General features: G+C 71.3%; 12 protein-coding genes. 7 read left to right on the plus strand and 5 right to left on the minus strand.

What is annotated here, in order from left to right; translation table 11 throughout:
• The first annotated feature begins 125 nt into the window (after window positions 1–125).
• Window positions 126–779 (plus strand): envelope integrity protein Cei, encoded by a 654-nt coding sequence (cei, locus tag JJ683_RS11890; RefSeq protein WP_200174350.1) that lies wholly within the window; start codon window positions 126–128, stop codon window positions 777–779.
• 33 nt (window positions 780–812) lie between these two features.
• Here cei and JJ683_RS11895 read toward each other — a convergent pair whose 3' ends face one another.
• Window positions 813–1,670 (minus strand): inositol monophosphatase family protein, encoded by an 858-nt coding sequence (locus tag JJ683_RS11895; protein ID WP_200174396.1) that lies wholly within the window; start codon window positions 1,668–1,670, stop codon window positions 813–815.
• 344 nt (window positions 1,671–2,014) lie between these two features.
• On the opposite strand from JJ683_RS11895, the gene ppgK reads away from it, so the two are divergent.
• The gene (gene ppgK, locus JJ683_RS11900) at window positions 2,015–2,764 is read left to right on the plus strand and encodes a polyphosphate--glucose phosphotransferase (RefSeq protein WP_307810888.1); all 750 of its coding nucleotides are present in this window, start codon (window positions 2,015–2,017) and stop codon (window positions 2,762–2,764) included.
• Window positions 2,765–3,037: 273 nt separating this feature from the next.
• Window positions 3,038–4,330, plus strand: a complete 1,293-nt coding sequence (locus JJ683_RS11905; RefSeq protein WP_200174352.1) for an RNA polymerase sigma factor — start codon at window positions 3,038–3,040, stop codon at window positions 4,328–4,330.
• A 108-nt stretch (window positions 4,331–4,438) separates the two neighbouring features.
• On the opposite strand, the gene JJ683_RS11910 is transcribed toward JJ683_RS11905, so the two are convergent.
• Together JJ683_RS11910 and JJ683_RS11915 are read right to left on the minus strand one after the other, a co-directional pair.
• Window positions 4,439–5,761 carry a cation:proton antiporter gene (locus JJ683_RS11910; RefSeq protein ID WP_200174355.1) on the minus strand — a complete coding sequence of 441 codons (1,323 nt, stop codon included), beginning with the start codon at window positions 5,759–5,761 and terminating at the stop codon, window positions 4,439–4,441.
• Between the two features lie 7 nt (window positions 5,762–5,768).
• Entirely contained in the window at window positions 5,769–6,251 is a 483-nt protein-coding gene (locus JJ683_RS11915) for a cation:proton antiporter regulatory subunit (protein WP_200174357.1), read from the minus strand.
• 526 nt (window positions 6,252–6,777) lie between these two features.
• Between JJ683_RS11915 and JJ683_RS11920 the strand changes: the two genes are divergently transcribed.
• Entirely contained in the window at window positions 6,778–6,969 is a 192-nt protein-coding gene (locus tag JJ683_RS11920; protein ID WP_200174358.1) for a DUF7455 domain-containing protein, read from the plus strand.
• Between the two features lie 172 nt (window positions 6,970–7,141).
• Here JJ683_RS11920 and JJ683_RS11925 read toward each other — a convergent pair whose 3' ends face one another.
• Complete coding sequence (locus JJ683_RS11925) at window positions 7,142–8,914, minus strand: DEAD/DEAH box helicase (protein ID WP_200174398.1); 1,773 nt, start codon at window positions 8,912–8,914, stop codon at window positions 7,142–7,144.
• A 227-nt stretch (window positions 8,915–9,141) separates the two neighbouring features.
• Here JJ683_RS11925 and JJ683_RS11930 point away from each other — a divergent pair, with 227 nt between their 5' ends.
• Window positions 9,142–10,332 (plus strand): YihY/virulence factor BrkB family protein, encoded by a 1,191-nt coding sequence (locus JJ683_RS11930; protein ID WP_200174359.1) that lies wholly within the window; start codon window positions 9,142–9,144, stop codon window positions 10,330–10,332.
• Here JJ683_RS11930 and JJ683_RS11935 read toward each other — a convergent pair.
• Window positions 10,305–10,556, minus strand: coding sequence for a DUF3039 domain-containing protein (locus tag JJ683_RS11935; protein WP_372435293.1), 252 nt, complete (start codon window positions 10,554–10,556; stop codon window positions 10,305–10,307). The two genes, JJ683_RS11930 and JJ683_RS11935, sit on opposite strands and share 28 nt — an antisense overlap.
• Window positions 10,557–10,638: 82 nt before the next feature.
• Here JJ683_RS11935 and JJ683_RS11940 point away from each other — a divergent pair, with 82 nt between their 5' ends.
• Both JJ683_RS11940 and JJ683_RS11945 read left to right on the plus strand, forming a co-directional pair.
• Window positions 10,639–11,052, plus strand: coding sequence for a DUF3099 domain-containing protein (locus tag JJ683_RS11940; RefSeq protein ID WP_200174361.1), 414 nt, complete (start codon window positions 10,639–10,641; stop codon window positions 11,050–11,052).
• Window positions 11,053–11,125: 73 nt separating this feature from the next.
• Complete coding sequence (locus tag JJ683_RS11945) at window positions 11,126–12,676, plus strand: DUF7782 domain-containing protein (RefSeq protein ID WP_200174362.1); 1,551 nt, start codon at window positions 11,126–11,128, stop codon at window positions 12,674–12,676.
• The last annotated feature ends 5 nt before the right edge of the window (window positions 12,677–12,681 follow it).

A 12,681-nucleotide genomic window follows, 5' to 3' on the forward strand; every position in this document is an offset into this window, starting at 1 on the left:
CCGCAGGCGGGCCCGCCTGCGGCGAGCGCACGGCTCGACGCTGCACATGTGGAAAACGCCGATGCGCATACGGTGAACGACAACAGGAAGCCGCCCCCCGGGGCGCGAGGAAAGGCCCACAGCCCGTGGTTGCACTGATCACCAACGGTCACTCGACCGACTGGCGCGGCCGCCCGTTCCGGCACCGCAACCGGCTGCCCGCCCTCATCGTCACCGTCGTCCTCGTGATCCTCGTCGCAATCGTCTGGACTGTGGCATTCAACACGGACGGCAAGGATGCTGCGGCCGCCGCGTGCAACCCGCCGGACCCCGGCGGAGCCCCGCTCGGCCACAAGGCGGACGGTTCGCTGCGCGACGTCGATCCCGCACCGCTCGCCGACACCCGTATCCGGGTGTTCAACGCCAACGGGCAGAGCGGCCAGGCGGCGCACGTGGCCGCAGGGCTGAGCGACATCGGGTTCCACCCCGCCGCGGACAACGCCGTCGCCAACGATCCCGTTTACCTCAACCAGACCCTGCAGTGCCAGGGCCAGATCCGCTATGGCGAACAGGGTGCGGCGACGGCCAGCACCCTGTGGCTGGTGGTCCCGTGTGCCGAGTTGATCCGCGACGATCGCGCCGACGCCACCGTCGACCTGGCCCTCGGCACGCTCTTCCACGACCTGTCCACCAACTCCGACGCCGAGGCCGTGCTCAAGGCGCTGCGCGTCCCCCAGGGCGGCTCCGCCCCCACGGTGGACCCGGCGCTGATCGCCGGTGCGCACGACGTGCGCTGCTGATCTCCCACACGGCGGAATCCCACACCGGCAGGGTCAGTCCGCCGGGATCGGGTCGAGCCCGCCCGCCTGTTCCAGAATCCGCCGGAGCGCGGCCGCGACCCCCGGCGCCGCGGCCAGCGTGACCGCCCCCTCGCCGCTGGTCGAATCGGGGCCCGGCACGTGCACCACGGCGCCCGCCTCGCCGGCGATCAGCGCACCGGCCGCCCAGTCCCAAGGGCTCAGCCCGTGCTCGAAGTGCGCGTCCACCTGCCCGGCCGCGACCATGCACAGGTCCAGCGCCCCGGCGCCGATCCGCCGGATGTCGCGCACCTGCGGCAAAAGCTCCGCGATGACCCGCCCCTGCCGCACGCGCCGCGACCGCTCGTAGCCGAAACCGGTGGCTACCAGCGCCACCGCCGGGTCGGACACGCCGGTGACCTGCAGCGGCGCCACAGTCCCGTCGTCGTCGGTCACGTGCGCACCCCCACCGGCCGTGGCGGTGTAGAGTCGCCGGCCCGCCACGTCCACGACCGCCCCGGCCACCGACCGGCCGTCGACCTGGGCGGCGAGCGAGACCGCGTAGGCGGGAATCCCGTACAGGAAGTTCACCGTCCCGTCGATGGGGTCGACGACCCATCGCACCGTGCCCGGCCGCGCCGCGCCGCCGCCCGCCTCCTCCCCCAGCACCGCGTCGTCGGGACGCAGCCGCGCGAGCATGGAGCGCACCAGGTCCTCCGCCTCGGTATCGACCACCGTGACAGGGTCGGTCGGCGTGCTCTTGGCGCGCACGGCTTCGACGCCGCCGGCCGGATATCCCCGGCCCGGGCCGCCGAAGACCTGCGGCCTGCGCGCCCGCACATGCGCGGCGGCGGCCTGCGCCACGTCCACGGCCACCGTGAGTAGTTCGCGCACCTCCGCAGTGGAGACGGCCGGGACCGCCCCGGAGCCCGGTCCGTACCTGTTCTCGGGTCGATCCTCGAAGCCAGTCACTCCTCCATCGCAGCACACGGCCCCTTCCACGTCGACGCCGGTGCCGTCTCCGCGCGGCGGGTAATGTGATGTCCGCTACTCGGGGCGGTGCGTCCGGTCCCCGCCAGTCCAGACGCCGGTGCCGGGCGTGTGGACCACGGCAGGCGGGCGGCGGCGCGGCCCGCGGAATCTGCGACAGGAAAGGGATTGCGGTGGGCGTGACGCCGGAACTCAGTGCGGATCGGAGCAGGGGGCGGTCGGCGGCCACGGCGGCCGCCTCCCACGAGATCGCCTTCGGAGTCGACATAGGCGGCAGCGGCATCAAGGGCGCCATGGTGGACCTGCGCTCCGGCGACTTCGTCGACGCGCGCATCAAGATCCCGACGCCATCGCCCGCCACGCCCGACGCGGTGGCGGACACGGTGCGCACCATCGTCGATCAGGCCCAGTGGGCGGGACCGGTGGGCATCACACTCCCGTCGGTGGTGCGCGCGGGCGTCGTGCGCACCGCCGCCAACATCGACCCGTCGTGGATCGGCGTACCGGCGACCGCGCACTTCCGCGACGCGCTCGGGCTCGACTGCGCGGTCCTCAACGACGCCGACGCGGCGGGCATCGCCGAGGACCGCTACGGTGCCGCCAGTGACATCGACGGCGCCGTCATGCTGCTCACCTTCGGCACCGGAATCGGGTCGGCCCTGCTCAACCACGGCGTGCTCGTCCCCAACACGGAGTTCGGCCACCTGGAGGTGGACGGCAAGGAGGCGGAGCATCGCGCCGCCTCGTCCGTGCGGACCCGCAAGAACCTGAGCTGGAAGCACTGGAGCGCGGAGGTGTCGCGGGTGCTCCTCGCGATCGAGCGCTTGGTCTACCCCGACGTGTTCATCGTCGGCGGCGGCATCAGCCAGGACTCGGACAAGTGGGTCCCCCGGCTCACCAACGAGACCCCGGTGCGCGTCGCAACCCTGCACAACCGGGCGGGCATCGTCGGTGCCGCACTGATGGCCGCGGCACCGCACGCGGTTCTCCGGCCCTAGCCGCACCGTCCGTGCCCGTCCGTCGCCGCTCCGCCCTTAGTCCCGCGCGGGCCGTCGTGCGACAGCCCGCGCGGGCGGCGCATCCGCTGGTGCAACGCCGGATCCGCAGGCCCGACGTGCCGCTGCGCCGGTGCGCGGGTCATGTCCACGACCACCGGCCCCCGTCGATCGTTACAATGGCACGTAGTCCGGCTCGTTCCGGAAGATCCGCTCAGACTCTCCGCCGGGCACCGCCGGTGTGATTTTGCACGACATCGTCATGAAAGGGCGTACGTGGTAGCCACCGATACCCGTCCCACACCCGACGGCTCTACGGAGTCCTCGGCACCGTCCGACGCCGACGCCGCACCAGTCAAGAAGGCCGCCAAGAAGACGGCGGCGAAGAAGACCGCAGCCAAGAAGGCGCCCGCCAAGAAGGCCGCGAAGAAGGCCCCGGCGAAGAAGACCGCAGCCAAGAAGGCGTCCGCCAAGTCCGCCGGCGCGAAGGGCGACGCGCACGAGGTCGACGACATCGATCCGGCCGAGATCCCCGTGGACGACGAGCCCGAGGAGCCCTCCGAGAAGGACAAGGCCTCCGGCGACTTCGTCTGGGACGAGGACGAATCGGAGGCGCTCCGCCAAGCACGCAAGGACGCCGAACTCACCGCCTCCGCCGACTCGGTTCGCGCCTACCTCAAGCAGATCGGCAAGGTGGCGCTGCTCAACGCCGAGCAGGAGGTGGAGCTGGCCAAGCGCATCGAGGCAGGACTGTTCTCCACGCACAAGCTCGGCGAGTACAAGGAACGCGGAGAGCGTCCCACAGTCGCCGTGCGCCGCGACCTGATGTGGATCTCCCGCGACGGCAACCGTGCCAAGAACCACCTGCTCGAGGCGAATCTGCGCCTGGTCGTCTCCCTGGCCAAGCGGTACACGGGCCGCGGCATGGCATTCCTGGACCTGATCCAGGAGGGCAACCTGGGCCTGATCCGCGCGGTCGAGAAGTTCGACTACACCAAGGGCTACAAGTTCTCCACCTACGCCACGTGGTGGATTCGCCAGGCCATCACCCGGGCCATGGCCGACCAGGCCCGCACCATCCGCATCCCCGTGCACATGGTGGAAGTCATCAACAAGCTCGGCCGCATCCAGCGCGAGCTCCTCCAGGACCTGGGCCGCGAGCCCACCCCGGAAGAGCTGGCGAAGGAAATGGACATCACGCCCGAGAAGGTCCTCGAGATCCAGCAGTACGCCCGCGAGCCGATCTCGCTCGACCAGACGATCGGCGACGAGGGTGACAGCCAGCTGGGCGACTTCATCGAGGACTCCGAGGCCATCGTGGCCGTGGACGCCGTCTCGTTCACGCTGCTGCAGGACCAGTTGCGCTCGGTGCTCGAGACGCTCTCCGAACGGGAGGCCGGCGTGGTCCGGCTGCGCTTCGGCCTCACCGACGGGCAACCGCGGACCCTCGACGAGATCGGCCAGGTGTACGGCGTCACCCGCGAGCGGATCCGGCAGATCGAGTCGAAGACGATGTCGAAGCTCCGTCACCCCTCACGCTCGCAGGTCCTGCGCGACTACCTCGACTGAGCACCTCCGGCAGGCCCGATGAGCAGCGGGCCTGCCGCGTTCCGGCCGCCGTCCCCTTGCAAGGGGACGGCGGCCGGAACTTTCGTACCGCCGCCCACGCGCCGCCGGTCACTCCCCCGCGGGTTCGGTCGCCTCGTTGGACCCGGCACGACGGCCACCGTCGCCGACCGTTCCGCGCGTGCCGGTGCCACCGGGAAGCGGCTCGACCTCACCTGCCGACGCCGACAGGTCCTCGGCCCGCGCGCGCCTGCGCCTGTTCCGCCGCCGCTCTGCCCGGTCCTGCAGTCCTCGCACGGCGGGCTCGGCCACCTTGGCGAGCACGGGCCCCAGGACCGCCATCAACAGCACGTAGGCGCTCGCCATGGCGGCCAGCTCGCCGTTGGCGGCGCCGGCCGCCACGGCCAGCCCCGCGATAACGATGGAGAACTCACCGCGCGCCACGAGCGTGGTGCCGGCGCGGAGCTGACCCATCCGAGCCACGTTGGCGTGCCGCGCGGCCACGACACCGGTGATGATCTTGGTCACGGTGGTCACGATCGCGAGCGCCAGCGCCCAGCCGAGCACCGGGGGGATCGTCGCGATGTCCGTGTTGAGCCCGAAGACGACGAAGAAGATCGCCGCGAACAGGTCCCGCAGCGGTTCGAGCAGTTTGGCGGCATTCCGGGCGGTCACACCCGACACCGCGATGCCCAACAGGAACGCGCCGACCGCCGCGGAAACCTGCAACGCCTGTGCCAACCCTGCCACCAGCAGCGCGGCACCGAGCATTTTGAGCAGGAACGTCTCCTTGTCCGGGCTGGCGACGAGCGCGGAGACGAACCGGCCGTAGCGCAGGGCGATCACCATGACCACGCTCACGGCCAGCAGCGCGATGCCCACCGCCTCGAACCCGCCGAGCACGCTGACACCGCCGATCACCGCGGTGAGGATCGGCAGGTACACCGCCATCGCGAGATCCTCGAAGACGAGGATGGACAGCACCACCGGCGTCTCCCTGTTGCCGTAGCGGCCCAGGTCCAACAGCACTTTGGCGATGATCCCTGTGGACGAGCTGTAGGTGACGCCGCCCATCACGAGAGCACCGACGGGACCCCACCCGAGCAGCAGCGCCAGCCCCGCCCCCGGAGCCGCGTTGAGGATCACGTCGAGCACGCCGCCGAACCACGAGCGGCGCAGCCCGGTCATGAGTTCGGCCGCCGAGTACTCGAGTCCCAGCAGCAGCAAAAGCAGGACCACGCCGATATCTGCGGCCAGGTCGCTGAAGTCGCCGATATCGCCGAGCGAGATCAGCCCGCCGTTGCCGAAGGCGAGCCCGCCCAGCAGGTACAGCGGAATGGGCGAGAGGCCGATGCGGCCCGCGAGGCGGCCCACCACACCCAGCACGAAGAAGACGCCACCGAGCTCGAGGAGCCCGAGCGTTGCGGCGTCCACGGGCGGCCTAGCCTCGGTGCAGGATCTTGGCCGCCGCCGCGATGCCCTCTGCGGTTCCGACGACGATGAGTAGATCCGCGCCGATGATCGTGAAATCCGGCCGCGGTGAGGGGTGGATCTCACCGGCGCGCATGACCGCGACGATCGACGCGCCCGTCCGGGTGCGGATCTGGGTGTCTCCCATCGCGCGTCCGTCGAACGGCGAGTCCTCCGGCACGGAAATCTGGCGGGTGGTGAGCCCCGGCAGGTCGCGGTGCTCGTCGCGCAGCTGCTCGACCAATTGGGGGGCGCCGAGCAGGTTGCTCAGCGTCGAGGCCTCCTCGGCGGTCAGCGGGATCGAGGCCATGCAGGCGTCGGGGTCGTCGGAACGCGACAGGATCAAGTCCAGTCCGCCCTCACGATGCGTGACGACGCCGATCCGCCGCCGTGCTGAAACCTCGAAGTCCTTGCGGACGCCGATCCCCGGCAGGGGCGTGACTTCAACGTTCATCGGCTTACCCTAACGCAGCACCGGCGGCCGCCCTCGACGGCGGGCCTCGCCCGTCCCATGGTTCGCCGGGGCCTAGTCGCCCCGGCGCGGCCTGCCGCTTCCTCCGCGATCCTCCCGCCTCCACATCGATGCTGTCTTTTCCATGCCGATCCGGCCGTTTCCCATGCCGATCCGACCGTTTCCCATGTCGATCCGGCCATTTCCCATGCGATGATGCATCTCCTCCCGTCAGTGCGCGTGGCCGGCCGGCCACGCGCCTGCGAGCGGATTTCGCTATCGGCGCAATCCACTGCGCCGCGCACCGGAGCAGCAGGTTCAGCCCAGGCAGGACGTGTGCAGGCATGCTCTCGCTCACACGCCGGTGCGCGCGGGAACAACGCGGACCTCCCACGCGTCTGGCACAGTGAACGGACAGAACGTCACAGCCGAGTTCGCGTTCAAGCAACCGGATGGTCCCGGACCCGAAATCCATCGGGGTCGGGAACCCGCTGAGACGCACCCATCGGGTGTCGAGGACGGAGGAGTCATGACAGGCACACTGATCAGCACCCCGCTGACCGCCGCCGACCGCTGCGATCGCTGTGGTGCGGGCGCCAAGGTCCGCGTGACGCTTCCCTCCGGCGGCGAGCTCCTGTTCTGCCGCCACCACGGGAACGAGCACGAGACCCGCCTCCGCGAGATCGAGGCCACCATCGACGCACAGTCCGTCGACGCCTGAGCCTCGCGGCAGCACCGCTGTCGGCTGACCACGCTTCCGCCCGGGCGGGGCCGATCCATCGGCATCGCCCGGGCGTTCCACGTCCCCGGGCGTTCCACGTCCCCGGGCGTTCCACGTCCCCAGGCATTCCACATCCCCTGGCATTCTGCACACGGCCGGGCACGGCCGAGCATCAGTGGTTGCGCAGATGCGCAATGCGGGCCTGCAGCTGCTCCGCCGAGGCCAGGGCGGTGGGCGGGCCGCCGCAGACCCGCCGCAGTTCACCGTGGATGACGCCGTGCGGGCGGCCGGTGCGATGATGATTGAGAGCCACGAGCGCGTTGAGCTCGCGCCGTAGCTCGGTGAGCCGGCGGCGGGTGTCGGTGCCTCCGTCCACCGCGGGCGCCGGCACGTCAGGCCCGGATCGTGCGGAGTCCGCCCCGGACGCGGCCGCGCCCGGGGCGGATATCCGCTCGTCGAGCTGTTCGCTCTGCCGACGCCGCAGCAGGTCGCGCATCTGGTCGGCGTTGAGAAGCCCGGGCAGCCCCAGGTAGTCGGCCTCCTCGTCGGACCCGGCGAAGGTCGCGGTGCCGAACGACGACCCGTCGTAGATGACCTGGTCGAGCTCCGCGTCGGCGCCGATGGACGTGTAGGCCTTCTCCTCCTCGCCCGGCTCGTCTTTCTGCTTGTTCGCGTCCGCCAGGAGCTGGTCGTCCAACCCCTCCTCGCGGTGCGGCTTGCCCAGGACGTGGTCGCGCTGGGTTTCGAGCTGGCTGGCGAGGTCGAGGAGCACCGGCACCGACGGCAGGAAAACGCTCGCCGTCTCGCCTGGCCTGCGTGAGCGTACGAAACGCCCGATCGCTTGGGCGAAGTACAGCGGCGTGGACGCGCTGGTGGCGTAGACGCCGACGGCCAGGCGCGGCACGTCGACCCCTTCGGAGACCATGCGCACCGCCACCATCCACCGGCTGTCGCCCGCGGCGAACTCCGCGATCCGCTGCGAGGCCGTCGGATCGTCGGAGAGCACCACCGTGGGCGCTTCGCCGCAGATGTTGCCGAGCACCTTCGCGTAGGCCCGGGCGGTGGACTGGTCGGTGGCGATGACGAGGCCGCCGGCGTCCGGCATCCCCCCGGCGCGCAGCTGCCCGAGCCGGGTGTTGGCGGCGGTAAGCACGGCCGGGATCCAGTCGCCCGCCGGGTCCAGCGCCGTCTTCCACGCCCGTGCCGTCTGCTCCGCATTGAGCGGCTCGCCCAACCGCGCCGAGTACTCCTCGCCGGCGCTGGTGCGCCAGCGCGCCTCACCCGAGTAGGCGAGGAAGACCACGGGCCGCACGACGCCGTCCGCCAGCGCGTCGGAGTACCCGTAGGAGTGGTCGGCCTTCGAGCGCATCAGGCCGTCGCCGTCCGGCTCGTAAGTGACGAACGGGATGGCGCTGTCGTCGCTGCGGAAGGGCGTGCCGGTGAGCGTCAGGCGGCGGGAGGCGTCGTCGAACGCCTCGCGGATCCCCTCACCCCAGCTCTTCGCGTCGCCGCCGTGGTGGATCTCGTCCAGGATGACCAGAGTCCGCCGGTTCTCAGTGCGGACGCGGTGCCGGAACGGATGCGAGGCCACCTGCGCGTAGGTGACGACCACGCCGTGGTAGTCCCCGGACGTCTGTCCCACCGAGTTGGAGAAGTCGGGATCCAGCGCGATGCCGGCGCGGCGGGCGGACTCCGCCCACTGGTACTTGAGGTGTTCGGTGGGTGCGACCACCGTGATCTGGTCGACGGTGCGGTCCGCCAGCAGCTCGGCCGCCACGCGCAGGCCGAAGGTGGTCTTGCCCGCGCCCGGCGTGGCGACCGCGAGGAAGTCACGCGGATTGGTCGTCAGATACCTGGTGAGCGCCCGGCGCTGCCAGGCGCGCAGCGCACCCTTTCCCACTCGCGCATCCGCGTTGGCCGCCTCCGCCGTTTCCTCATCCTGCACCTCGGAGACCCCTGTACCGACGACCAACTGCTGACACACCTCTTCCGCATCGGCTCCCCCGCCGATGATGGAGCCTACCGCCCTTCGAGGCGCCGCGCGCGTGCGGCCGAGCGTGGTTTCCGGCACCTGGCGCGGCCCGGCAGCAACCCGGCAGCAACCTGTCCGAGCGACACGCCGCCGACCTTCATGGCAGGTCCAGACCGCGATCGGGGATGCTGGAGGGTGACATGGACGAACACGGACAGGCCCACGGCGCCCGCGCGCACGCGGCGGGATGGGTGCGAGGAGTGCGCCGCGGGATCATCGGCGCCCTGGCCACGGTGTGGCGGGTGATCGCCCGCGTGTCCGTCAAATCGTTCACCGAGGGGATCTTCGGCCGTTCCGCGCAGGCGGCGTTCTGGCAGACGTTGTCGCTGCCCCCGCTGCTGCTGGGGCTGCTCGGCTCACTCGGCTACATCGGCGGGCTGTTCGGCCCCGACACGGTCGACCTCATCGAATCGAAGATCGTCACCGCGGCCCACACGGTTTTCACCGACAACGTGGTCGACCAGATCATCCAACCGACCATCGTGGACATCCTCGCGCGCGGACGCGGCGCCATCGTGTCCGTGGGCTTCGTGCTCTCGCTGTGGGCCGGCTCGTCCGCCATCTCCTGCTTCGTCGACGCCATCGTGGAGGCGCACGGCCAGAAAGACGAGCGTCACCCCGTCTGGCAGCGGGTGGTCGCGCTGATCCTCTACCTGTTCTTCCTGCTGCTCAGCGTGATCACGCTGCCCCTGGTGGCGCTGGGCCCCACCTACATCGCGCAGATCCTGCCGGACTCCTGGTACGGGTTCGGTTCGCAGCTGATCGACATCGCGTACTTCCCCGCAGTGGGGGTGCTGCTGGTGGCAGGGCTGACCACCCTGTACAAGCTGGCCCTGCCACGGTCGCTGCCGTGGCACCGGCTGCTCGCGGGCGCGGTCCTCGCCGGCGTGTTCTTCGTCCTCGCCAGCGCGGGGCTGCGCTTCTACCTGACCCTCGTCACCCAGACGGGCTACAGCTACGGTGCGCTGGCGACACCGATCGCGTTCCTGCTGTTCACGTTCTTCCTGGGGTTCGCGGTGGTGCTCGGGGCACAGTTCAACGCCGTGATCCAGGAGTTCTGGCCCGCGCGCCGCACCCGCATCGACCAGCTCCGCGACTGGCTCAGCACGCAGTCCGACACGCTGGACGGACTCTCCGGTGCAACAGTGACTTCACCGCTGCGCCGCATCGCCGCCGCGCCGCGGCGCACCACCGTCCAGCGGCATCCCGCAGCGCGCCCCGAGGACCGCGCCCGCGCGCCGGGGCCGGACCAGCAGTCGCCCGGCGACCCCGGCGTCAGCGTAGCCCCGGAGGGCGAGGTGCGTCAGTTCCCCGACGGCAGGGTCTCGTAGACCTTCTTGCACTCGGGGCACACCGGCGAGTTCGGTTTGGGCGACTTCGTCACGGAGAAGACCTCGCCGCAGAGCGCCACCACCTGGGTGCCCATCACTGCGCTTTCCGTGATCTTGTCCTTGCGCACATAGTGGAAGAACTTCGGTGTGTCGTCGTCGGTGCGCTCGTCCTCGACGACCTCGGGCTCCAGCAGGCCGGTCTGCCCGGCGGTTTGAGTACTCACGCACTCCATGATGCCGGAAACCGCGCCCCGAGTACCAGCCCCGGCCAGTGCGCCGGCCGCCGCGCAGTGGGAGCATGGAGGCATGGCATACGACGGCGGCTACGAGGACGAGGGACCCGGCGAGCAGTACCGCGGCGAATCGGGCTTCGACGGAACCGGGTCGGACCTGTCCGCGGCGTCCGCGGCACGCAGACCGCCGAGGATCACCGAGGCCCAGGAGTCGTTCGAGGCGCAGCAGCGCGTGCGCATTCGCAAGTACGCGATCCTCATGGGTTTCCGCATCCCTGCGCTGGTGATCGCCGTGATCGTCTACAGCACGTGGAACATCGTGTGGGTGTCGCTGGTCATCGTCGCCATCTCCATCCCCCTGCCGTGGATCGCCGTACTCATCGCCAACGACGCGCCGCCCCGCCGCAAAGACAAGCTGCGCCGCTACGCACGCCCGTCGCACGACCGGCAGCTGGACGCGCACACGCACCGCACCATCGAGGGATGACCGCCGCACGCCGCGCGCGGGGCACCGGCACGCAGGGCACCCGAACGCGGCGGCCTCCTGAAACAATCCGTGCATGAGCATGCACAACTCCGGCCCCTCCCCTCTGGTCACGCTTGCACCGCGGTTGCGGGAGGCGTTCGAGGCGCAGCACTACGACGCCGACACCCTCATGGCGATACTCGGCGACGACGGGCATGACGCGTTAGGCCGTGGCGAACCGGTGCCGGTGCGGCGGGCGGCCGCCGGCACGGGGCACACCGGCACGCTCATCCGCCTGCTGCTCGTGGGCGACGACTGCCCGCGCCGCGAGGCCGCCGCCGCCCTGGCCCCCGTCGACGTCGACGAGGCCGTCGCGGCGGGCCTGCTGGAGGCCTCCGGCGACAGCGTCCGGGCCGCACTCGACGTGCGCCCGATGGACCTGGGGGCCGGGACCCGATGGATGATCTCCGACCTCGACGGCAGCATGCGCCGGTGCACCACCGCGCCCGACCACGTCCTGGGCGTCGGCCACGCATCCTTGTCACTGCTGCGCGCCACGCCCACCGCCCCGGTCGATACGGTCCTCGACGTGGGCGCGGGGTGCGGCGTCCAGGCGGTGCACGCCGCCGGGTACGCGCGCCGCATCACCGCCACCGACGTGAGCGCGCGCGCCCTGGAGTTCGCGGCGGCCGGCTGCGCGCTCAACGACGTCGACGTCGAGTTGCTCCGCGGCCCCTGGTACGAGCCCGCGGCGGGGCGCAGGTTCGACCGCATCGTGGCCAACCCGCCGTTCGTCGTCGGCCGCGGCACCGTCGACCACACCTACCGCGACTCCGGCCTGCCCCTCGACGGCGCGAGCGAGACGATGATCTCCGGCGCGCTCGCGCACCTGGCGCCGGGCGGGGTAGCCACGATGCTCGCGTCCTGGGTGCACCTGCGCGGCGAGGACTGGCGGTCGCGTGTCGCCGGGTGGCTGCCCGACGACGGGCTCGAGGCGTGGATCGTCCAGCGCGACGTCGCCGACCCGGCGCTGTATGTGGGCACGTGGATGCGCGACGCGGGGCTCGACCCGCGCGACCCCGCGCACGCCACGCTCGCGGACGACTGGCTGGCGCACTTCAAGGCCGCCGGCGTCGAGGGCGTCGGATTCGGCTTCGTCTATCTGCAGCGCACCGACGAGCCGACGTCCCTGACGGCCGAGGACCTGCGGCACGGGTTCGACGACCCCCTGGGCGACGAGGCTCTCGACCACCTCTCCCGTGCCGCGTGGCTGCGCCGCGCCGACGTGGCCGCCTCCCGCTTCCGGTTCGACCCCGCGACCGCGCTCGAACGCGTCCTGCTCCCCACTGCCGCCGCCTCTTCCGCACCCGCTCACGACGCGCCGGCCGCGGACGAGGACACGTGGCGCGAGGCGGTGACGCGCCTGCACCGGGGCGGGGGCCCGCGCTGGCAGCACGAGGTGGACGAGGCATCGCTCCAGCTGCTCACCGGCTTGGGCCGCGGCGAGCTCACCACGGCGCAGGTGGCCGGGCTGCTCGCCGCCGCACGGGGAGCCGATGCCGACGCGCTGACCGGCGAGGCCACCGCACTCGTCACCGCGCTGGTCCGGCACGGTTTGCTGCGGCCCGTCGCGGGGAACCCCTGAACACG

Origin of the sequence: Tomitella cavernea (genome assembly GCF_016599145.1) — a bacterium.
Lineage (GTDB): Bacteria > Actinomycetota > Actinomycetes > Mycobacteriales > Mycobacteriaceae > Tomitella > Tomitella cavernae.

Excerpts from the sequence above, each read along its gene's own strand:
- JJ683_RS11945 (WP_200174362.1), top strand. The coding sequence starts at position 11,126 with ATGAGCATGCACAACTCCGGCCCCTCCCCTCTGGTCACGCTTGCACCG.
- JJ683_RS11915 (WP_200174357.1), bottom strand. The coding sequence starts at position 6,251 with ATGAACGTTGAAGTCACGCCCCTGCCGGGGATCGGCGTCCGCAAGGAC.
- JJ683_RS11920 (WP_200174358.1), top strand. The coding sequence starts at position 6,778 with ATGACAGGCACACTGATCAGCACCCCGCTGACCGCCGCCGACCGCTGC.
- JJ683_RS11940 (WP_200174361.1), top strand. The coding sequence starts at position 10,639 with ATGGCATACGACGGCGGCTACGAGGACGAGGGACCCGGCGAGCAGTAC.
- JJ683_RS11930 (WP_200174359.1), top strand. The coding sequence starts at position 9,142 with ATGGACGAACACGGACAGGCCCACGGCGCCCGCGCGCACGCGGCGGGA.